Here is a 23629-nt window from a genome sequence, read left to right as displayed (position 1 = left end):
GTGTAAAAATGGGAAAGAAACGTGATGTTTATGAATTACTTGATAAGTATAGATTTCTAAATTATGTATGGTGGCTGTTAGAAGGCAATATTTTATTTTGGCTTACAAGTTTTCCATTTTTACTTACTCTTTTAATTTTTAACTTTAAATTTAACAATTTATTATCAGTGATTACTAGCATATTTATAGGACCTAGTTTATTTGCTTTAATTTATGCAATAATCAGAGCAGGCGAAGATGGCGGAATTTTAAAAAATTATTTTATTTCATATAAGAAATATTTTATTAGTGTATTAAAAGTTTGGATTCCAGTCATGGTAATATTTTTTCTAATAATATTTAATATTAACTTTTTAAGTCAATTTAAAACATTATTGCTGTTAAAATTATTAAACATTTTTTTAATGTGTATATTGTTAACTGCAACTTTAAATATTTTAATAGTAAAAGCAAAATATGAATTTGAAAATAAAAAGTGTATTGATTATTGTTTTAAACTTGCATTTATTAAATCAATAAGATATAACATGAATTTTTTAATTATGATTTCTACCTATATTTTGTTGTCACTTGTTCCTGTATATTTGTATTCATATGGTGTTGCAATAGCTTGTCTTTTATCAGTAAAAAATTTCGTGCCTGTATTTCAATTTATTGATGAGAATAGGGAGTGATAAATATGTTTTTAAAAAAGTCATTTGTAAAAACTCCACCTATGGGTTGGAATAGTTATGATTATTACGATACTACTGTAAATGAAGCTGAGGTGCGAGCCAATGCAGAATATATGGCAAAGTATTTAAAGCCACATGGATATGAATATGTAGTTGTTGATATTCAGTGGTCAGATCCTAATGCTGGCACAGATAGGGAGGATTATCAATATATTAATTTTAGCCACTTTAATATTGATGAATATTCAAGACAAATACCAGCAGAAAATCGTTTTCCATCTGCAAAAAATGGCGCTGGCTTTCGTCCATTAGCAGATTATATACACAGTTTAGGATTAAAGTTTGGAATACATATTATGAGGGGAATTCCAAGATATGCTGCACATCTGCATTTGAAAATTAAAGGGACTAATGTAACAGCCGATAAAATTGCAAATCCATATTCTGTTTGTAAATGGAATCCAGATATGTATGGTGTAGATTATTGTAAAGCAGGAGCTCAAGAATACTACAATTCAATTTTTGAATTATATGCTGAATGGGGGGTTGACTTCGTAAAAGTGGACGATATATGCAATACTAATTTCTATAAGGATAATCCATATTCTGCAGAAAAGGAAATTGAAATGATTCATAAAGCTATTGTAAACTCTAAAAGAAATATTGTGTTGAGTCTCTCACCTGGACCTGCTGTTATAGAAAAGGCATGGCATCTTGAGAAATATGCGAATATGTGGCGTATCACAGATGATTTTTGGGATGATTGGAATTTGCTCAAAAACATGTTTGAACGCTGTGAAGTTTGGCAAAAACATGTATCTGAAGGTTGTTATCCAGATTGTGATATGCTTGCCCTTGGCACACTTGGTAAAGGTTTTGGTAAGGAACGTTATACAAACTTTACATTAGATGAGCAAATTACAATGATGACACTTTGGTGTATATTCCGTTCACCTTTGATGATTGGAGCAGAATTAACAAAGTTAGATGAAAGTACTTTGTCTCTTTTAACTAATGACGAAGTACTTCATTTAGTAACTTGTTCACATGGAGCAGTTCAAATAGAGCGAGATAATAAACATGCTATATGGCTTAGTGAGGACAATAGTGACGGCAGTAGTTATTTAGCAATGTTTAATTTATCTGATGAAACACAAATTTTGTATATTACTTTTGAAGAACTTTCAATTAAATATAAAGTTTCAGTACGTGATTTATGGAAACAGGCTAAAGTATCAAGTGATCAAACTGGAATTCAAACTAGTATTTCGGCACATGGAGCAATGTTGTACAAATTAGAAAGGCATTAAATAATTTAGTTGTAGTATAATTTAAAAATTAAGTCTTGGTTGTAATTGCCAAAGCCTTTTCCAAATAGAGTTAGTCCACCTACATGAACAGCATCTTCTAAAACAGCAATTTTGAAGGATAGCTGTTTCCTTTTTATATCAATATCTTTTAAGGAAGTATTGGATAATTTTTCACCATCAATAAAGGTGCCATTATTTGTAACGTGGAGTTGCTTTAACATACCATATTGGTTGATATTTTTGTCCCACCATTTTGGTGTAAATATACCTTTCTTTTCACCAAAATCTCCAGGGCTGGTCCAGGTGCCTAACTTTATGTCATTTATAAAAAACGATATATCAGAAGGCCAATTTTGATTGTAGCCAGGTGCTTCTGAGCTAATTTCCATTGATATTTCCAGTTCCTCTGGATTTTGATTTGCAAGCAGAAAGTTTGAAATTTTATATTCTATGAAACCTTTGCCAAGCCATAGTATACCGGCATCAACTCTTTTAGGGTCTAGGAAATATCTTGGGTCATCGAAATAACCTATTATTTTTTCAGTAGTAGCAATGCCGCAGGTTGGGGCTATATCACAATCTGTAAAAAGACCTATAGGTAAGACAAATTCATGAGATTTTCTTTCAATATTTTTGCTTATTGGAAAATCAATTTGTATAGTGTCTAAGGCAAGCGTACATAGCTTTTGGATGCCGCCTTTACTTTTAGTCCTTTTTGATTTTATAATGCCAGCTTTTTCTAGCTTATTAATATGCATTGTAATTATAGCACTGCTTAATTCAAGCTTTTGAGCAAGTTCCTTAACATTCATAGGCTGATTAGATAGTAAGTTTATTATTTTTAAACGAACAGTACTTGCTAATGCTTCATAAACTGGAAGCCACTGTTCTTGTGTATTTATTTTCATATATATTAACCTCTTTACTTTATATATATAGATAAACCAGCTCAACTATTAAAATTCACAATGGTATATCTTTAGAAGTGGGTATCTTTAATTAATATAATTATAAATAAGTTAACTATAAATGTAAATGGGGCTGTCGTAAAATTATTTTATAAGCAAATTTTAAATATTGCGAACCATTATTCAGAGTACAGTTGACAGAGTACAGAGTACAGTTAAGGATGATTTTCTTCCGCTTTGCTACAGAAAATCTTAAAACTTAGTTTTTGATTATTTACGCAATCGCTATATTATCAATGTTGTTCAGCGAAGCTGACAACATTTAAGTTTAAGATTTACCTGACGTAAGGAAATGTAAATCATCCTTAACTGTACTCTGAATAAAGGTTCGCAATAATTTTAAGTTACTTATTAAATAATATTAGTGATATAGCCTCATAATTTTTTTTATTATGTATTGAATGTAAATGTTACCAGTGGTATTATTAATATATATATTAATATATTAATGTTTATGTTAATTGGAGGGTTAAAAATGGTTAAAGTAGTTCTTAATACAGATATTAAAAAAGGGAAAATTAATAAAAATATTTACGGAAACTTTGCAGAACATTTAGGAAGATGCATCTATGGAGGTTTTTGGGTAGGAAAAGATTCAGAAATACCAAATGTAGATGGAATTCGTAAGGATGTAATAGATGCTTTAAAAGAATTAAAAATTCCGGTTCTAAGATGGCCAGGTGGATGTTTTGCAGATGAATATCATTGGCAGGATGGTATAGGACCTTATGAAACACGACCTAGAATGGTAAATGTACATTGGGGTGGAACAGTAGAAAATAATCATTTTGGTACTCATGAGTTTTTTAAACTTTGTGAGCTTCTAGAAACTGAGCCATATATATGCGGCAATGTTGGAAGTGGAACAGTCATGGAAATGAGACAATGGATAGAGTATATGACTTTTGACGGTGAGTCACCAATGGCAAATCTAAGAGCTGAAAATGGTAGAAAAGAACCTTGGAAGCTAACTTATTTTGGAGTAGGAAATGAAAATTGGGGCTGCGGTGGAAATATGCGTCCAGAATATTATGCAGATTTATATAGAAGATACTCAAGCTATGTAAGAAACTTTAATGGTAATTCTATATTTAAAATAGCATGTGGTCCAAATAATGATGATTACAATTGGACAGAAGTGCTGATGAAGCAAGCAGGAAGATTTATAGATGGACTTAGCCTGCATTACTATACTGTCCCAGGAAATACATGGGAGAATAAGGGATCAGCTACCGAATTTACAGAAAAAGAATGGTTTGATACTATGAAGAAGACTTTAAGAATGAATGAACTTCTTACAAGGCATTCGGATATTATGGATAGATATGATCCTCTTAAGAGAGTAGCATTAATTGTAGATGAGTGGGGAACTTGGTTTGATGTTGAGCCTGGTACAAATCCTGGTTTTCTTTATCAACAAAACACAATGAGAGATGCTGTTGTTGCAGCTGTTAATTTTAATATATTTCATGAGCATTGCGATAGAGTTCGTATGGCTAATATAGCTCAAGCAATCAATGTGCTTCAGGCTGTTATACTTACAGAAGGGTCAAAGATGATACTTACACCAACTTATCATGTATTTAATATGTACAAGGTTCATCAAGATGCAGAATTATTAAGCTTAAATGTAGAAACACCAGAGTATAATTATGAAAATGAAAGTATACCGCAAGTAACAGCAACAGCTTCAGTAGATAATGAAGGTAAAATACACATTTCATTATGTAATTTAAGTCCTTTAAAAGCTGCAGAGATTAAGTGTGATATAAGAGGTTCTAAAAAGACAACGGTCAAAGGAACTATATTAACGGCAGATGAAATGAATGCACACAATACTTTTGATGAAGCAGAAAATGTTACATTAAAAGCATTTGATGGAGCAGTTATATCTGAGGATGAACTTACAGCTTCACTTCCACCTATGTCTGTAGTTACCTTGGAACTTATTTAACTAGATTTGGAGGTAGCTTATGCCAGATAATGAAAAGTGTAAAGCCTGTAGTGCATCTGTGAGACTTGTTTCTGAAGATATTGAAAGAATGATTAATGCAATAAAAAAAAATAAAGGTTTTAAATTGGTATCGGAAGACATATACAATAGAAGGCTTGAAAAGTGCAGTAGTTGTAAATATCTTGAGTATAATACAACCTGCAATCAATGCGGATGTATTGTTCAAGTTAGGGCTTTATTAAAAAATAAAAATTGCCCTAGCCCTGGAAAAAGTGAATGGTAACAATAAAGTGGAGGCTTAATAATGAGATTAAGGAAAAATAATGTCAATATGCCACTTATTGAAGAAATACTAGTTCAAAAGAAAAGAATTTTAGCCATGAAATCTATACCAAGTATAGATTTCATGGGATATCAAGCATACTTAAAAGATGGAAATCGAAGTGTTTTTGAAAAGCAATATTTTGAACGAAGAAGATTGCTTACAACAATGGGCTTGGCTCTACTTATTGAAAAAAATAAGAAAAATATCGAGTGTCTTGAAAATATAATATGGCAGGTATGTTCCGAATATACTTGGGCACTTCCTGCACATTTAACAATAAATAATAATACTTTTGATGAAAAAGCTAGATATTGTATAGACTTATTTGCAGCTGAAACGGCTCAAACTTTAGCTGAATTCTATGAATTGTATAAGGAATATTTCTCAACACAAATAAAAAATAGAATTACATATGAGATTAATGATAGAATATTTGAACCTCTTTTGAGTAAGAAGTGGGATTGGGAAGACAAAGAAAATAATTGGAGTTCAGTAATTGGTTCTTCTTTGGGAATGGCAGCTATAAGTATTTTAAAAGATGATGTTTTACGTCAGAAGAAGATTTTTGAAAAGGTAGATAAGAGTTTAAATAGCTATTTAAGAAGCTTTAAAGAAGATGGAGCTTGCACGGAAGGTGTTTCATATTGGGCATATGGGTTTGGTTATTATTGTTATTTTGCAGAAAAATATAAGGAAGAATTTAATGATGATAAATATTTAAGAAACCCTTTGCTTAAGAATATAGCTAATTTTCCAGTTGAAGTCGAAATTGCAAAAGGTAAATCTGTACCATTTTCAGATGCTGCAGAAGATCAACTTCCAACCGGAATATTGTGCTACTGTAAAAAACAATTTTCAGCAGCTATTCCTTATAGTAAAGGTGTTAGCTTATTAGAGCATAGCGAATGTTTTAGATGGGCTGAGTTTTCAAGAAATTTATTATGGACAGATGATAGTTTAAATACAGATAACCTTAACTATAAAATAAAATACTTTGAAGATGAGGAATGGCTAATAATAAATGAGAAGAATGGTTTTTCATTTGCTGCAAAAGCAGGAAAAAATAATGATTCTCATAATCATAATGATGTTGGCAATTTTATCATAGGTTCTAATAATGAGCTTTTCTTAACTGACTTTGGTTCAGGAAAGTATACAAAAGATTATTTTAATGATGAAAAGAGGTATCATATTTTAAATAATCGTTCAAGCGGGCATTCGGTGCCAATAATTAATGATTGCGAGGAAGTTTTTGGAGACTATAAAGCTCATAATGTACATGCAAGTTTATTAAAGGAAAAAGTTCAGTTTTCTATGGATATTGAAAATGTATATCCTAAGGAGTCTGGACTTCAAAAGTTTAATAGATTATTTAAGATTAATTATACTAAAAAGTTATTAGAGATAGAGGATTATATGCTATTCACTAATGATAATAATAGGGTTTATGAAAATTTTGTAAGTAAATTAAAACCCTTAGTTGAAAATGGGATAATTAAATGGAATAGTCCAAATGGTAGTTTAAAATTACTAAATAAATTTGATAACAATGAAATTGAAATTATAGAAGAAAAAATATTTAATCATTCAGGAGAAGAGGAGACGGTGTATAGAACATTAATCAAAAATGTAATTACTTCAAAAAAATACAATAGTAATCTGCTTTTTTTAATATGATTTATATGAGGGGAAGTCGAAGGGATTAATTATGGAAGAGGAAAAAATTTATAATGAAAACCTTAAAAATAATAAGCTTAAAACTAAGGAAGATGTAAGAAAAGCATTATTAGATATATGTAATCCTCTTGTAAGGATAATGAAATATCAAAAGCAAGGACATTTATTTTTAGGAACTAGTGGCTCATGCTATAACAAGAATGCAAGAGAGGCTGAAGCTTTTCTAAGACCGCTATGGGGGATAGGGCCTCTAGCTGTTTCAAAAAATAAGGAAGACGTAGATTTGGCAGGGCATTTTGTAAAAGGTTTAATAGAAGGAACTGACCCGTATAGTGTTTCTTATTGGGGAAAGGTTAATGATTATGATCAATTGTTAGTTGAAATGGCATCTATTTCCTTAAGCCTAATTTTGAATAAGGATATTTTCTGGGACGCTTTGAACCTTAGAGAACAGGATAATCTTTACAACTGGTTGATTCAAATAAATGAGCATGTAGTTCCAAATACAAATTGGCTATTTTTCAGAGTTTTAGTAAATGTTGCTTTAAAAAAGTGTGGAAGAGAATACTCAGAAGAATTACTTTTAGATGCATTAAACAAAGTAGATTCTTTTTACCTAAGCGATGGCTGGTATTTTGATGGTTATGAAAATCAAATTGATTATTATATACCATTTGGAATGCATTTTTATGGTTTAATTTATGCAAAGGCCATGGAAAAGGATGATCCTGAAAGATCTAGCTTATATAAAGAACGTGCAAAGGTTTTTGCCAAGGATTATAAAGAATGGTTTTCAAAAGATGGAGCTTCTATACCTTTTGGAAGAAGTTTAACTTATAGATTTGCTCAATCAGCTTTTTGGTCTGCTTTAGCTTTTGCAGATATAGACGCCTTGCCCTGGGGAGTTATAAAAGGCATCGTACTTAGAAATTTAAGATATTGGTTTAGTAAAGATATTTTTTCGACGGATGGCTTATTAACTATAGGATATGGCTATCAAAATTTGAATATGGCAGAAGGCTACAATGCACCAGGTTCTCCGTATTGGGCACTAAAAACATTTTTAATTTTAGCACTTCCTGATACTCATCCATTTTGGACAGCTGACGAAGAAGATTTAGTATTTACTGAAAAGAGTGTACAAAAAAGTCCAAGAATGATAGTTTGTCATGATAAATCTGGAAAAGAAGTCCAAGCTTTCACTTCTGGTCAACATTCTCATGAACATGCCCATGCTGATGCTAAATATGAAAAATTCGTATATTCAACAACTTTTGGTTTTAGTGTGCCTAAAGGTAATTTAATGTTAAAGCAAGGAGCTTTTGATAGTTGTTTAGCTTTAGCGGAAGGTGACAATCATTATAGGACGAGGTATGGCTGTGAAAGTTATAGTATAGAAGAAAATTATATTGAATCTTTATGGAAACCTTGGAGAGACGTTGAAATAAAAACTTTTATAGTTCCTCTAACCCCATGGCACGTAAGAATACATGTTATTAAAACTAATCGTGAACTAGATACTGCAGAGGGAGGCTTTTCTGCACCATGTTCTAACGGTAAGGAATATTTATTTGATGGTAGTGGCTTCTACGAATTTGATGAAGGTGTTTCTGGTATAGTAGATTATACTGGAAACAGAAAGGTCGAATTTATTGGAGCGGAACCAAATACAAATCTTATATATGAGAGAACGGTTATACCTACTTTAACATCAAAAATTAATGCTGGAGAGCATATTCTTGTTTCAGCAGTTTTGGGTGAAGTAGGAGATAAAGAATATTTTAAAATGCATAAAAGACCAAATATAAAAATTGATTCAGATAATATTAAAATATCATTTGAAGGAAAAGAAATTTTAATAAAAGGCTATGTTTTAAAAGAAAATTGATATGAGCTTATGACATTAATGGACTCTAAGAATTGCTCGTTTATAATTTGCTACTCATTTAGATGCATCGTCCTGATGCCTAAATGGCTTTGACCGTCCTAGTCAAAATTACGCAAATTATAAACGAGCAATCCTAAGAGTCCATAAAAAGCCAACACATCACATCAACATTCTTTTAAAAATAGCTAAACTTACTAAAGGAAGCTATGTTTTAAATAAGTGTGAAAATCAACACTTATTTAAAACATAGCCAAAATAATAAGTGATAGATATGAAACTGGGACACAAGTAGAGCAAATGGGATATAATAAGTTATTTGGCAATGAGAGAATACAAGAAAAATTTGATTTGTATTTTCATTGGTTTAATATTGTCCATGAAATAGGGCATATCATTGTAGACATAGCCCAAATTAATATTGATACATCTGTAGTTAAGGCATATAGTGAAGATATTAATTCAGAAAATGCTAATAAAGTATTAAATCAATGTATAAAAAATTTGGATATTATAGGAGTGAAAATTACTGATGTTAATATTGAATTGGTAGACAACCCTGAAATTCAGTGTTGTCTACCAGTATAACAAATGAATTTTAATAGTTGAACTGGTTTATCTATATATTGCGAAATAAAGATGTATTTGCCTTTACACTACACTTTATTTCGCAATTTTTTTAATGTGCAAAAACTTATAGATGTACGATTTGGAACATTGAAATTACAATTTAACACAGAGTACGGAGTACAGAGTACAGAGTACAGTGAAGGATGATTTTTCTACGCGAGCGTAGAAAAATCTAAAAACTTATTTTTTTATTGCTGCGCAATGGCGCCATAAATGGTGTTCAGCGAAGCTGACACCATTTAAGTTTAAGATTTACCTGAGAGAAGCGAAAGGTAAATCATCCTTCACTGTACTCTGTACTCCGTAATCTGTACTCTGCTCTACAAATTGTAATTTAGCAGTATGAATTTGGTATTAGCAATTTCAATGTTCCATATAGTATATCTATGGTTACTAAATAATTACACTTATTTGGTTAAATAGTTTCTTTAGATTTAAAATATTATATGTTAAAATATAGATTAATAACAAGATAAAGTATTTACATAACAGTTAAAAATGAGAGTGGGAAATATGATGTTATTTTGTAAGAGAGGGAAATTAAGTATTAGAGGTTTAGAAAATGATGATAAAAAGCTTATAGTTAAATGGCTTTCGGATAACAGGGTTCTTCAATATTATGAAGGAAGAGATAATCCATTTGATGAGCAGATGGTTAAAGAAAAATTTTATGATGGGGATAGTGATGTAACAAGATGTATAATTGAATACTATAATATACCTATAGGATATATACAATTTTATCTTATTGATGAAGAAGAACGCAGTGAATATGGTTATGCGGATTTTGGTGGAAATGTATTTGGCACAGACCAATTTATTGGTGAACCACAATACTTTGGACAAGGCATAGGAACAGAATTAATGAAAGCAATGATTGATTTTTTAATAGAAGAAAAAGATGCACAAAAAATAGTGCTAGATCCTCAAGTTTTGAATAAAAGAGCAATCAAATGCTATGAAAAAAGTGGGTTTGTAAAAGTGAAGAAACTTTTAAAGCATGAGGTTCATGAAGGAAAGTTAAGAGATTGCTGGCTCATGGAACACGATAAAAATCCAAAAGGGGATAAGTAAAATGGAAAGAGGAATACCGAGTTTAGAAGAAGCAAATTTATTGTTGGAGGAGGCTAGAAGTTTAAATCCTACTCCATGGGTAGAGCATGTAAAATATGTAGCTATGAGCGCAAAATTAATAGCAGAACAAACCTCAGATATGAATCCAGAAACTGCATATATATTAGGATTATTACATGATATAGGAAGAAGGACAGGTACAACAAGTGGTATGAGACACAGCATTGATGGATACGATTATTTAATTGAAAAAGGATATGATTTAGCGGCTCAAGTTTGTTTGAGTCATGTTGCTTTTAAAAAAAATAATGAGGTAATAGTGGTTGGAAAATGGAATGGAACACAAGAACAGCATGACTTTATAGTAGAATATCTGTCAAGAATCGAAGATACAGACTATGATAAGTTAATAAAATTATGTGATTACATAGCATTACCAAGTGGATTCTGCCTAATGGAAAAAAGGCTTGTTGATATGGCAATAAGAGGAGGAGTGAATGAAAATACTCTGCCAAGATGGAAATCAACTATGGAAATACAAAAATATTTTGAAGGAAAAATCGGTAAATCCATTTATAGTTTGTTGCCAGGAGTTGTGGAAAATACATTTAAACTATAGAGGAGGATAAAAGTGAGTATGGTTTTAGAAGAAAAAATTGAAAAATACATCCAATATATGAAAGGTAAGTATGGAATTTATGGTGCTATGATTGCTGGTTCATATGTAACAGGTAAAATGGACGAACATTCAGATATAGATATATTTTTTATATGGCACGATGATGAAAAAGGAATGAGAGGAAGAGAGTTCTTTTTAGATACAGAGTTTGAATATTTCATATCACCTGAGTGGAAGTATTTTGATAGGCTAGAGAAAGACTTGACATCTATGGAAATCTATTCAGTTGCAAAAATAGTGTATGATGAAGGTGAAAAACTAAAGAAAATTCAAGAAAAAGCAATAGAAAAAGTAAAGAATTATAAGGTTAAAATAGATGATTCCGGAAAAATGGATTTGAAGTTTTTTATTGAAACAATTTTTAATGATGGAATAGATATGTATGATAAAAAAGATTATAATAACTTTTTGTTTTTTACAAATTCTTATTTGCAAAGTTTATGCAATTTAATATGCAAATTAAACAATAAACTGCCTGTTTATAATAAATACGGTGTGTCTGAAATTAAAGAAGTTGATTCAAAGTTTGCATTAATTTTAGAAGAATTTCTTGTAACGGACTATCTAAACGCCGATAAAAAAAGGTTGTGGGCAGAAATGTGCAATTACATACAAGAAAAGCTTGGAAAATATGATATTAGGGAGTATAAAAGCGTGGAAACATTTAGAAGCAGAGTACAAAGTACAGAGTACAGAGTACAATGAAGGAGGATTTACCTTTCCTTACGTTAGGTAAATCTTAAACTTATATGTTGTCAGCTCTGCTGAACAACATTAGGACTGTGATTGCGTAAGCAACCAAAAAATAAGTTATAAGATTTTCCGTAGCAAAGCGGAAGAAAATCATCCTTCACTGTACTTTGTACTCTGTACTCCGTACTCTGAATAAAGTGTGTGAAATCCAAGTGATTAAAAAATAGTAGGGGGTTATAAAATGTATATAGGCTGCAACTGGTCAAAAGAGTTAAAAATGCTTTTGGAAAAAGATGCTGTTAAAGTTGACTATGTTAAATCAGGGGCGTTTGGAAACTTTGATAATGAATTTGAAACTATGCGCTCAATGCGTCCAGTTTTACTTCATGGATTGGGCTATTTTGAGAATGTAGGGATGAAAAATATAGAAATTATAGATTTTAACCGTGCAAATGAACTTATCAAAAAATGTAATTCTCCTCATTACGGAGTTCATCTTGCAATTAGAAATTCAGATATGCATGATGGAATGACAGATAATGATATATATGAGCAGATATCAAAAAATATTAAGGCTTTTAAGAATAATTTAAATGTACCAATTCTTATAGAAAATTCGCCAGATACCGCTATAGAACGTAAAGAATATGATTTTTATCCATATTTTACGCCAGAAAGGATTTCTGAAATTGTTATGAATAATAATATTTATTTTTTGCTTGATATAGCGCATGCAAAAATTACGGCACAAGATCATGGATGGGATATTTATGAATATATTAAGTCGCTCCCACTTGAAAGGATTAAAGAGATACATTTAGCAGGTTCGGGGCGTAACAAGGAAGGCTTTCCAATGGATACTCACCAGTCTATGGCAGATGAAGATTATAAGTTATTAGCTTGGGTGCTTGAGAAATCAAATCCGGATATAGTTACGTTAGAATATAATGGTGTAAAGGGAGAAAATGAAGAAGTAGTTATAAAAAATTTAGAGGAACAATTAGGCATGTTAAAAAAAATAGCTATGTTTTAAATAAGTGCGAAAATCAACACTTATTTAAAACATAGCCAAAAAATAAATGAAATATGTAGTTAAACTGTGCATTAATTAAAGATAAACCACTGCGAAACTTAAAATTTATTTGTACCAAAATGCCGTATTCTTGGCATTATGGTGCACATGAATTTTAATAGTTGAGTTGGTATATCTATAGCACAGTTTTTTTGTTGTTTTTTAACTTGATCAATATTGAAGAAATTTATAAAAAATCATAAATTGTAATATAAAAATATAAAAGTATATTAATAAATTAAAAGTAAAAAACTTGAAAAGAGTATACAATAGTGGTATTATATATACAATTAACAAAATGTTAAATAAATTAACAAAACGGTAATAAATCATTAAAAATAATAATAATTTATTAGTATGATTACAACAAATAGCTGTATTAATAATAGCTTTTTATATGGTTAAACCAAAAAAAATAAAATTAAGTGTATATATACATCAATTGTTCGAAATTTTGGTAGTTGAACCGGTATATCTATAGCTTTTACAAATGGTTATCCATATTAGAAAATAATAAATATTATAAGGGGGGATAAAATGCTTAAATACATTTTAAAAAGATTAGTTTCAAGTATTATTACAATTTGGTTTGTAGTAACAGTAACGTTTTTTTTAATGCATGCTATTCCAGGAGGACCATTTACTTCTGATAGAAAGCTGCCAGTAGGAATAGAGCAAAATTTAAAAGCAAAATATGGTTTAGATAAACCTTTAGGAGTGCAATATGAAATGTATTTGGTTGGCTTAATTCATGGGGACTTAGGACCTTCAATGACTACAGAAGGACTTACAGTTAATCAGGTTATATCAAATTCATTTCCTGCATCCCTTAAAGTTGGAATTTGTGCTATTTTGTTTGCACTTTTAAGCGGATTAATTCTTGGGATTGCGGCAGCACTTAGGCAGGGCAAGCTTTTAGATAATATATGTATGATTATATCAACTTTTGGTGTTGCTGTTCCAAGTATGATATTAGCACCTGTCTTTATATATGTATTTGCAGTAAAACTTGGGGTTTTGCCAGCGGTAGGAATAGATACTCCTTCTGGTTATGTGATGCCGGCAATAGCTCTTGGATTATACTATATGGCGTTTATTGCAAGGCTAATACGTTCAAGCTTAGTCGAGGTTTTAAGAACTGATTATGTTAGAGTTGCAAGAGCAAAGGGAATCGGAAAAACTAAAATTATACTAAAGCATGTACTTAGAAATTCCTTGATTCCTGTGGTTACATATCTTGGACCGATTACGGCAGGTGTGCTTACAGGAAGTTTCGTAATTGAAAGTATATTTGGAATTCCTGGAATAGGAAGAGAGTTTGTTCAAAGTATATCAGCTAGAGATTATACTACAATCTTAGGAGTAACTGTATTTTTTTGTACCTTCTTAATAGTTGCAAATTTAGTAGTTGACTTATTGTATGTGGTTATTGATCCAAGAATCAAACTGGATGATTAAGGGGTGATACAAATGGAAGTTTCTAAAGATATGTTTGAAGGTGTACCTAAAGAACAAAAAAATTCTAATAAGGTTGTAAGACCAAGTTTAAGTTATTGGCAAGATGTTAGAAGAAGAATTAGTAAGGACAAATTGGCAATGGTCGGTCTTGGCTTTATTGTATTAATAACTTTAGCAGCAATATTTGGACCGATGCTTTCAAAATATGATTACAGGGCTCAAGATTTTAATTCTACAAACCTTGGACCAAGCTTATCACATTGGTTTGGTACAGATAAGCTTGGAAGAGATTTGTTTGTAAGAGTACTTGAGGGGGCTAGAATTTCTCTTACAATAGGCTTAGTTGCAAGTGTATTAAGCATTTTTATCGGAGTAATTTATGGTGGAATATCAGGATATTTTGGTGGAACTGTTGATAATATTATGATGAGAATTGTTGAAGCTATATATGCTATACCAATGACAATATACGTAATACTCATAATGATCGTTTTAGGTCAGGGCTTAAAAAGTATAATAATAGCTCTTACAATTTCCTTTTGGGTTACTATGGCGAGGATTGTTAGAGGACAAATTATGTCATTAAAGCAGCAAGAATTTGTTCTTGCAGCAAGGACTATAGGAGCCTCTAGTATGAGAATAATTTTAAAGCACCTTATTCCGAACTGTATGGGTCAAATAATTGTTACGCTCACACTTTCAGTACCAGATGCAATATTTCAAGAGGCATTTTTAAGTTTTATTGGACTTGGAATCGCACCACCACTTGCATCTTGGGGAAGTTTAGCATCTGATGCGTTAGGGGGCTACCAGCTGTATCCATATCAGTTGATATTTCCAGCTTTAGCAATAAGTTTAACGATGCTTGCATTTAATTTGTTAGGTGATGGATTGACATACGCATTAGATCCAAAAATGAGAAAGTAGGTAGAGTATTATGGAGAAGCTGCTTCAAATTAAAAATATACACACATCCTTCCATACACATTTGGGTGAAGTGCAATCTGTAAGAGGCGTTACCATTGATTTATATAAAGGTGAGGCAATAGGAATTGTTGGTGAATCTGGAAGTGGAAAAAGTATTACAATGATGACGCTTATGCGTCTTTTGGATAATAATGGTGAAATAAAAGAGGGGGAAATTTTATTTGAAGGAAAAGATTTAACCAAGCTGTCAGAAAGTGATATGGAAAAGATTAGGGGAAATGATATAGGAATGATATTTCAAGATCCTATGACATCATTAAATCCAGTACTTACAATTGGAGACCAATTAAGTGAACCACTAATTAAGCATAAAAAATTGAATAAAAGAGAAGCAAAGAAAAAGGTTATGGAAATGCTTGATTTAGTTGGTATACCTAGCCCTGAAAAAAGAATAAAGCAGTATCCTCATGAATTTTCTGGTGGAATGAGACAAAGAGTAATGATAGCTATGGCACTTATTTGTGGACCTAAGCTGTTAATTGCTGATGAACCAACTACAGCACTTGATGTTACAATTCAAGCTCAAATATTAGAGCTTATGAAAGATCTTAAAGAAAAATTAAATATGTCAATTATACTTATAACTCATGATTTAGGAGTAGTTGCAGATGTATGCAGCAGAATAAATGTTATGTATGGTGGAGTTGTTGTTGAAAGTGGAAGTGCAAGAGATATTTTCTATAACGCTAATCATCCATATACTTGGGGGCTTTTAAGAAGTATCCCTAATCCTAAATTGGCAACAAAGGAAAGACTTAAACCAATTGAAGGGACACCGCCAGATTTGCTTGCACCTCCAGTAGGATGCCCATTTGCTGATAGGTGCGATTATGCTATGAAAATATGTTTTAAGAGTAGACCTGAAAAATATAAAATCAATGAAGAGCATTATTCTAGCTGTTGGCTTAATCATCCGTATGCACCAAAAGTAAAACATAATTTTAAAAGGGGTGAAGACTGATGGAAAAAGATAATACTTTTATTGAAATAAAAAATCTTTCTAAATTTTTTAATATAAATAAAGGGATTTTTTCTACTAAAAAAAGTTATGTAAAAGCTGTAGATGATGTTTCCTTTAATATAGGAAGGGGTGAAACTTTAGGACTTGTTGGTGAGTCAGGATGTGGAAAAACAACAACGGGAAGAACTATTTTAAAGTTATATGAACCAACAAGTGGACAAATTATTTATGACGGTAAAGATATAGCAAAACTAGGAAACAAGGAAATGCTTCCATATAGAAGGAAGTTGCAAATGATATTTCAAGATCCATATGCATCTTTAAATTCAAGAATGACAGTTGGGGATATAATAGGTGAACCAATAGAAATTCACAAATTAATGGGGAAGAATGAAAAACGTGAAAGGGTTCAATATTTATTAAATAGAGTTGGATTAAATCCAGATCATGCAAATAGATATCCTCATGAATTTTCAGGTGGACAAAGGCAGAGAATTGGTATAGCAAGGGCACTTGCAGTTGAACCAGAATTTATTGTTTGTGATGAACCAATTTCTGCACTTGACGTATCAATACAAGCTCAAGTTGTAAATATGCTTGAGGACTTGCAAAATGACTTGGGACTTACTTATCTATTTATCGCACATGATTTGTCTATGGTAAAGCATATATCAAGTAGAATAGGTGTTATGTATTTAGGAAAATTGGTTGAAATAGCAGAAAGTAATGAGCTTTATAAAAATCCGTTACACCCATATACTAAGGCTCTTCTTTCAGCGATACCAGTTCCAGACCCAGACATGGCAGAAAAAAACAAAAGAATAATTTTGGAAGGAGAAATACCATCTCCTATAGATCCACCACAAGGCTGCAGGTTTAGAGGAAGATGTAGATATGTGAAGCAAGAATGTATGGAAAGTGATTTGCAGCTTAAAGACGTTGGAGGGGGACACAAAGTCGCATGTAATCTATATTAGTAGATAGGTACAAAAAATAAAAGGGGGAAATTCTATGTTAAAAACAAAAAAATCAAAGATTGTTGCTATTATTATGTCTACTTTACTAACAGTTTCACTTTTAAGTGGATGTGGAAGTAAATCAACAACTAATACATCACAGGCTGTAACTTATAATTTAGGAGCAAATCCTAAAACAATAGACCCGGGCTTGAATAGTTCCGTTGAAGGAGGAATTGTAATAGCAAATGCTTTTGAAGGACTTACAGAAGTTGATGCAAATAATAAGCCAAGTGCAGGAATTGCAAAAAGTTGGGATGTATCCGATGGTGGCAAGCATTATGTATTTCATTTAAGAAAAGATGCAAAGTGGTCAGATGGTAAAGCTGTAACTGCACATGATTTTGAATATGCATGGAAAAGAGCCTTAGCTCCAGAAACAGCATCTGATTATGCATATCAGCTTTATTATTTAAAAAATGCTCAAGGATATAATGAAAGTGCGCTGCCTGCAGCTCAAAAGACTCCTGGTGTTCCAGCAGCTACAGCTGATCAAGTAGGAGTAAAAGCAACAGACGATTATACTCTTGATGTAGAGCTTGAAAATCCAACACCATATTTCTTAGGTTTATTAGCATTTCAAACTTATATGCCATTAAGAAAAGATATTATAACTGCTCATCCAAAAGATTGGGCATTAAACGGTTCAACTTATGTTTCTGATGGAGCATTTAAAATGAAGGATTGGAAGCAAAAAGATAAATTAGAGTTTGTAAAGAACCCATATTATTGGAATAAATCTGTTGTCAAACTTGACAAGTTAACATATACAGTTTTAGATGATGCAACAAGTTATATGTCCGCATATCAATCAGGACAAATTGATATAATTGATACACCACCAGAAGAACAAACTCCTACACTTTTGAAGCAGGGAAAAGCAAAAACTTATCCAGATATAGGAACATATTATTATGGATTTAATTTAGATCCAAAGGCTAAGCTTGATCCAGTAGTTGCTAAAGCAATGAACAACGTTGATTTTAGAAAAGCAATTTCACTAGCTATAGACAGAGAAGCTTTGGTTAAAGATGTAGTAAAGGGTGGTCAAACCCCATCAACAAGTTTTGTACCTGCTGGTATGCTTGGCCCTGATGGAAAAGACTTTAAGCAAAAAGAATATTTCCCAGCAAAGGGTGATGTAGCACAAGCTAAACAATTGTTGTCCAAAGCAGGTTATCCAGATGGTAAGGGTTTACCTGCAATAGAATTGATGTACAATTCTTCAGATGAAAATAAGAGTATTGCAGAAGCTGTTCAAGCAATGCTTAAGAAAAATTTAAATATAAATGTAACTCTTACAGCTGTTGAAAGAAAAGTTCAACTTGATGAAACAAGTAAGCATACGTATAATGGTATATCAAGAAATGCATGGACTGCAGATTACGCTGACCCAATGACATTTATGGATATGTGGGTAACTAATGGTGGAAATAACGTTACAGGCTACAGTAATGAAGCATATGATAAGCTTATTAAAGAAGCTAAAGCTGAAACAAATGCTACAAAGAGATTTGATGAAATGCATCAAGCAGAAGATATCTTAATGAAGGATATGCCGGTGATACCACTGTATGAATATAATATTGTTTGCTGCATGAAGAGCTATGTAAAAGGCACATACAGAACTCCAATGGACGTATTATATTTCACAAAAGCGTATGTACAAAAATAGGCCTTTAGAGTAAAAAGATAACTGAAAGAGGATGTGGCACTAAATTATTTGTGTATAAATAATTTTGTGCCACATCCTCTTTTTTTTGCCTTAATTTATAGCTAACAGGGGGTAGTTGTTAGTTAATAATTGGAATGAATGTAAGATAAGAATAAAAATGCAACTAAAATAATAAGAACAGGCGACAAAATCGTGTCGAATTATGTTGAAATGAAAATAAATATGTAGTATTATAAATATGCAATTGATAAAAGGCTAATTAAATCAACTTTTTATTGAATTATTAATAAGAAAAATATGGATTAGTTGATAACATTTAAATCTATAGCTTTAATACCAATGCACCCATTGCTGGAAAATGATTATAAAAATGAAAAAATATATAATTATGGATATACCAGTTCAACTATTAAAATGGTATATCTTTAATTACATCAAATAATAAGTCTTTGAGGGGGTAAAAATGTTTAAGTATATTTTAAAAAGATTAGTTTCAAGTATTATTACAATTTGGTTTGTAGTGACAGTGACATTTTTCTTAATGCATGCTATTCCAGGAGGTCCGTTTACTTCAGATAGAAAGTTACCGCCAGCTGTAGAGCAGAATTTAAATATGAAATATGGATTGGATAAACCTTTAGGAGTTCAATATGAAAAATATTTAATTGATTTGTTACATGGGGACTTAGGACCATCTATGACTACAGAAGGACTTACAGTTAATCAAGTTATATCAAATTCATTTCCAGCATCACTAAAAGTTGGAACCTGTGCTATTTTATTTGCACTTTCAATGGGATTAGTTCTTGGAATAATTGCAGCGCTTAGACAGGGAAAAATAGTGGACAATATATGTATGATGATATCTACTTTAGGGGTTGCCGTTCCAAGTATGATATTAGCACCTATACTTATATATTTCTTTGCAGTTAAGCTTGCTATTTTGCCAGCAGTAGGTTTAGATCAGCCTTCAAATTATATAATGCCTGCAGTTGCTCTTGGTTTATATTACATGGCATTTATTGCGAGATTAATACGTTCTAGCTTAGTTGAAATTTTAAGAATGGACTACGTTAGAGTTGCAAAAGCTAAGGGACTTGCAAAAAGTAAAATTGTTTTAAAACATGTGCTTAGAAATTCTTTAATTCCTCTAGTAACATATCTTGGACCGATTACAGCAGGATTACTTACTGGTAGCTTTGTTGTTGAAAGCGTATTTGGAATTCCGGGAATTGGAAGAGAATTTGTACAAAGTATATCAAATAGAGATTATACAACGACCTTGGGTGTAACTGTATTTTTCTGTACGTTTTTGATAGCTGCAAATTTAATAGTAGATTTATTATATGTTGTTATTGACCCAAGAATAAAACTAGGTGATTAGGAGGTATGCACATGGAATTTTCTAAAGATATGTTTGAAGTTGTACCTAAAGAACAAAAGAATTCTGAGAAGGTTGTGAGACCAAGTTTAAGCTACTGGCAGGATGTAGTTAGAAGAATTAGAAAAGATAAATTAGCAATGCTTGGATTAAGTTTTATAGTGCTTATAACATTGGCAGCAATATTTGGACCAATGCTTTCAAAATATAATTATACAGCTCAAGATTTAGGTTCTGCTGATCTTGGACCAAGTTTATCACATTGGTTTGGTACCGATAAATTTGGAAGAGATTTGTTTGTAAGAGTGCTTGAAGGAGCTAGAGTATCACTTACTATAGGATTAGTCGCAAGTGTACTTAGTATCTTTATTGGAGTAATATATGGTGGAATATCAGGATATTTTGGCGGTGTTGTAGACAATATAATGATGAGAATTGTTGAAGCCATTTACGCAATACCAATGACAATATACGTTATACTCATAATGGTTGTTTTAAAACCGGGCTTAGAAAGTATAATAATAGCCCTTACAATTTCCTTTTGGGTTACAATGGCGAGAATTGTTAGGGGTCAGGTTATGACATTAAAACAGCAAGAATTTGTTCTTGCAGCAAAGACAATAGGTGCTTCTAATATGAGAATAATTTTGAAACACCTTATACCAAATTGTTTAGGACAAATTATTGTAACATTAACACTTTCAATCCCAGATGCAATATTCCAAGAAGCGTTTTTAAGCTTTATTGGTCTAGGAATTGCACCACCACTTGCATCATGGGGTAGCTTAGCGTCAGATGCATTAGGAGGATATCAATTATATCCATATCAATTACTCTTCCCAGCTTTAGCAATTTGTTTAACAATGCTTGCATTTAATTTGTTGGGAGATGGATTAACTTATGCATTAGATCCAAAAATGAGAAAGTAGGAGGTAGAATATGGAAAAACTGCTTCAAATAAATAATATACACACATCGTTTCATACGCACATGGGTGAGGTGCAATCGGTAAGAGGTGTTACTATAGATTTAGATAAAGGTGAAGCAATTGGAGTTGTTGGTGAATCTGGAAGTGGAAAAAGCATTACTATGATGACAGTTATGCGTCTTTTAGATAGTAATGGAGAGATAAAAACAGGAGAAATTCTCTTTGAAGGAAAAGATTTAGCAAAAATTTCTGAAAAAGAAATGGAAAAGATTCGCGGAAATGAAATAGGAATGATATTTCAAGATCCGATGACTTCTTTAAATCCAGTACTTACCATTGGAGACCAATTAAGTGAACCTTTAATTAAGCATAAAAAATTAAGTAAAAGTGAAGCTAGGAAAAAGGTTATTGAAATGCTTGGTTTAGTTGGCATCCCTAGCCCTGAAAAAAGAATAAAACAATATCCACATGAATTTTCTGGTGGTATGAGGCAAAGAGTAGTGATAGCTATGGCACTAATTTGTGGGCCTAAGCTAGTAATTGCGGATGAGCCGACTACAGCGCTTGATGTTACAATTCAAGCTCAAATATTGGAGCTAATGAAGGATCTTAAAGATAAATTAAATATGTCAATAATACTTATAACTCACGATTTAGGAGTAGTTGCAGATGTGTGCAGCAGAATAAATGTTATGTATGGTGGCATTGTGGTTGAAAGCGGAAGTGCAAGGGATATTTTCTATAATGCAAATCATCCATATACTTGGGGACTTTTAAGAAGTATTCCTAATCCTAAATTGGAAACTAAGGAAAGGCTTAAACCAATTGAGGGAACGCCTCCGGATTTATTAGCACCTCCAAAGGGCTGCCCATTTGCAGATAGATGCGATTATGCAATGAAGGTATGTTTTGAAAATAGACCTGAAAATTACAAGATTAATGAAGGTCATTATTCAAGTTGTTGGCTTAATCATCCTAGTGCACCAAAGGTTGAACCTAATATTAAAAGGGGGGAAAGCTAATGGAAAAAAAAGATACTCTAATTGAAGTGAAAAATCTTTCTAAATTCTTTAACATTAATAAAGGTATTTTTTCAACTAAAAAAAGCTATGTAAAGTCAGTAGATGATGTTTCTTTTAGTATAAAAAAAGGTGAAACTTTGGGACTTGTTGGTGAATCAGGCTGCGGTAAAACAACAACTGGAAGAACTATATTAAAGCTTTACGAACCAACAAGCGGACAAATTATTTATGATGGCAAGGACATAGCAAAATTAAAAAATAAAGAAATACTTCCATATAGAAGAAAGATGCAAATGATATTTCAAGATCCATATGCATCCTTAAATTCAAGAATGACAGTTGGGGATATCATAGGTGAACCAATAGAAATTCATAAATTAATGAATAAAAATGAAAAGCTTGAGAGGGTCCAATATTTATTAAATAGAGTTGGATTAAATCCAGATCATGCAAATAGATATCCTCATGAATTTTCTGGCGGACAAAGACAAAGAATTGGTATAGCAAGAGCACTTGCAGTTGAACCAGAATTTATAGTTTGTGATGAGCCAATTTCGGCACTTGACGTGTCAATACAAGCACAAGTTGTAAATATGCTTGAGGATTTGCAAGAGGATTTAGGACTTACTTATTTGTTTATTGCACATGATTTGTCCATGGTAAAGCATATATCAAATAAAATAGGTGTTATGTATTTAGGTAAGCTAGTTGAAATAGCAGATAGCAATGAACTTTATAAAAATCCATTGCATCCTTATACAAAAGCGCTTCTTTCAGCGGCACCAGTTCCAGATCCAGATATGTCAGCAAAAAACAAAAGAATAGTTTTAGAGGGAGAAATACCATCACCTATAGATCCGCCGCAAGGTTGTAGATTTAGGGGAAGATGTAAATATGCAAAACCAGAATGTGCGGAAGGCAATATGGAACTTAAAGATGTTGGCGGCGGACACATGGTTGCATGCAAATTGTATTAAAAAACAGAGTACAAAGTACAGAGTACAGAGTACAGTTAAGGTTGATTTACCTTTCCTTACGTCAGGTAAATCTTAAAACTTAGATATTGTCAGCTTCGCTGAGCGCCATAAATGGTGGCATTGCGTAAGCAATCAAAAAATAAGTTTTAAGATTTTCTGTAGCAAAGCGGAAGAAAATCATCCTTCACTGTACTTTGTACTCTGTACTCCGTACTCTGTCTTTTTTTATTTGTGTATAAAATAATTTTTCGGCAGCCTCATATTTTTTTGACAAAAATTTTTA

The 23629-nt window shown here is 31.9% G+C and carries 21 protein-coding genes; 20 read left to right on the top strand and 1 reads right to left on the bottom strand.

Annotated features, from left to right (window positions below; all coding sequences use genetic code 11):
* Positions 1-8 precede the first annotated feature (8 nt).
* Together CUEA01_RS18995 and CUEA01_RS18990 are read left to right on the top strand one after the other, a co-directional pair.
* Positions 9-674, top strand: coding sequence for a hypothetical protein (locus CUEA01_RS18995; protein WP_234123501.1), 666 nt, complete (start codon positions 9-11; stop codon positions 672-674).
* Between the two features lie 5 nt (positions 675-679).
* Positions 680-1984, top strand: a complete 1305-nt coding sequence (locus CUEA01_RS18990) for a glycoside hydrolase family 27 protein (protein WP_234123500.1) — start codon at positions 680-682, stop codon at positions 1982-1984.
* Positions 1985-1989: 5 nt separating this feature from the next.
* On the opposite strand, the gene CUEA01_RS18985 is transcribed toward CUEA01_RS18990, so the two are convergent.
* Positions 1990-2892, bottom strand: a complete 903-nt coding sequence (locus CUEA01_RS18985; protein ID WP_234123499.1) for an ArsR/SmtB family transcription factor — start codon at positions 2890-2892, stop codon at positions 1990-1992.
* A 535-nt stretch (positions 2893-3427) separates the two neighbouring features.
* Between CUEA01_RS18985 and CUEA01_RS18980 the strand changes: the two genes are divergently transcribed.
* The 18 genes from CUEA01_RS18980 (at position 3428) to CUEA01_RS18895 (ending at position 23346) form a co-directional block, all read left to right on the top strand.
* Positions 3428-4906, top strand: coding sequence for an alpha-N-arabinofuranosidase (locus tag CUEA01_RS18980; protein ID WP_234123498.1), 1479 nt, complete (start codon positions 3428-3430; stop codon positions 4904-4906).
* Positions 4907-4925: 19 nt separating this feature from the next.
* Positions 4926-5189, top strand: a complete 264-nt coding sequence (locus tag CUEA01_RS18975) for a DUF6171 family protein (RefSeq protein ID WP_234123497.1) — start codon at positions 4926-4928, stop codon at positions 5187-5189.
* Positions 5190-5210: 21 nt separating this feature from the next.
* Positions 5211-6908 carry a heparinase II/III domain-containing protein gene (locus CUEA01_RS18970; protein ID WP_234123496.1) on the top strand — a complete coding sequence of 566 codons (1698 nt, stop codon included), beginning with the start codon at positions 5211-5213 and terminating at the stop codon, positions 6906-6908.
* A 31-nt stretch (positions 6909-6939) separates the two neighbouring features.
* Complete coding sequence (locus CUEA01_RS18965; protein ID WP_234123495.1) at positions 6940-8796, top strand: DUF2264 domain-containing protein; 1857 nt, start codon at positions 6940-6942, stop codon at positions 8794-8796.
* A 297-nt stretch (positions 8797-9093) separates the two neighbouring features.
* On the top strand, positions 9094-9381 hold the full coding sequence (locus tag CUEA01_RS18960) for a hypothetical protein (RefSeq protein ID WP_234123494.1): 288 nt from the start codon (positions 9094-9096) through the stop codon (positions 9379-9381).
* A 555-nt stretch (positions 9382-9936) separates the two neighbouring features.
* Positions 9937-10497, top strand: coding sequence for a GNAT family N-acetyltransferase (locus tag CUEA01_RS18955; RefSeq protein WP_234123493.1), 561 nt, complete (start codon positions 9937-9939; stop codon positions 10495-10497).
* Position 10498: 1 nt separating this feature from the next.
* Entirely contained in the window at positions 10499-11116 is a 618-nt protein-coding gene (locus CUEA01_RS18950; protein ID WP_234123492.1) for an HD domain-containing protein, read from the top strand.
* Between the two features lie 18 nt (positions 11117-11134).
* On the top strand, positions 11135-11881 hold the full coding sequence (locus CUEA01_RS18945) for a nucleotidyltransferase domain-containing protein (protein ID WP_234124742.1): 747 nt from the start codon (positions 11135-11137) through the stop codon (positions 11879-11881).
* Positions 11882-12110: 229 nt separating this feature from the next.
* Positions 12111-12902 carry a multinuclear nonheme iron-dependent oxidase gene (locus tag CUEA01_RS18940; RefSeq protein WP_234123491.1) on the top strand — a complete coding sequence of 264 codons (792 nt, stop codon included), beginning with the start codon at positions 12111-12113 and terminating at the stop codon, positions 12900-12902.
* A 576-nt stretch (positions 12903-13478) separates the two neighbouring features.
* On the top strand, positions 13479-14399 hold the full coding sequence (locus tag CUEA01_RS18935; RefSeq protein WP_234123490.1) for an ABC transporter permease: 921 nt from the start codon (positions 13479-13481) through the stop codon (positions 14397-14399).
* A gap of 12 nt (positions 14400-14411) precedes the next feature.
* Positions 14412-15326: an ABC transporter permease gene (locus tag CUEA01_RS18930; protein ID WP_234123489.1), complete on the top strand. Its 915-nt coding sequence runs from the start codon at positions 14412-14414 to the stop codon at positions 15324-15326.
* Between the two features lie 10 nt (positions 15327-15336).
* Entirely contained in the window at positions 15337-16347 is a 1011-nt protein-coding gene (locus CUEA01_RS18925; protein ID WP_234123488.1) for an ABC transporter ATP-binding protein, read from the top strand.
* Positions 16347-17324 (top strand): ABC transporter ATP-binding protein, encoded by a 978-nt coding sequence (locus tag CUEA01_RS18920; protein ID WP_234123487.1) that lies wholly within the window; start codon positions 16347-16349, stop codon positions 17322-17324. The genes CUEA01_RS18925 and CUEA01_RS18920 overlap by 1 nt, the downstream gene beginning before the upstream one ends.
* Before the next feature lie 34 nt (positions 17325-17358).
* A complete protein-coding gene (locus CUEA01_RS18915) occupies positions 17359-19038 on the top strand; it encodes a peptide ABC transporter substrate-binding protein (protein WP_234123486.1) in 1680 nt (559 codons plus the stop codon).
* Positions 19039-19501: 463 nt separating this feature from the next.
* Positions 19502-20422: an ABC transporter permease gene (locus tag CUEA01_RS18910; protein ID WP_234123485.1), complete on the top strand. Its 921-nt coding sequence runs from the start codon at positions 19502-19504 to the stop codon at positions 20420-20422.
* 11 nt (positions 20423-20433) lie between these two features.
* Positions 20434-21348, top strand: coding sequence for an ABC transporter permease (locus CUEA01_RS18905; RefSeq protein WP_234123484.1), 915 nt, complete (start codon positions 20434-20436; stop codon positions 21346-21348).
* A gap of 10 nt (positions 21349-21358) precedes the next feature.
* Positions 21359-22369, top strand: a complete 1011-nt coding sequence (locus tag CUEA01_RS18900; RefSeq protein ID WP_234123483.1) for an ABC transporter ATP-binding protein — start codon at positions 21359-21361, stop codon at positions 22367-22369.
* The gene (locus CUEA01_RS18895) at positions 22369-23346 is read left to right on the top strand and encodes an ABC transporter ATP-binding protein (RefSeq protein WP_234123482.1); all 978 of its coding nucleotides are present in this window, start codon (positions 22369-22371) and stop codon (positions 23344-23346) included. Before CUEA01_RS18900 ends, CUEA01_RS18895 begins: the two co-directional genes overlap by 1 nt.
* Positions 23347-23629 lie beyond the last annotated feature (283 nt).

Origin of the sequence: Clostridium hydrogenum (assembly GCF_021432385.1) — a bacterium.
Lineage (GTDB): Bacteria > Bacillota > Clostridia > Clostridiales > Clostridiaceae > Clostridium_S > Clostridium_S hydrogenum.
The sequence above is the reverse complement of the archived record's forward strand: the minus strand, read 5'-3'. Positions and strand labels throughout refer to the sequence as shown.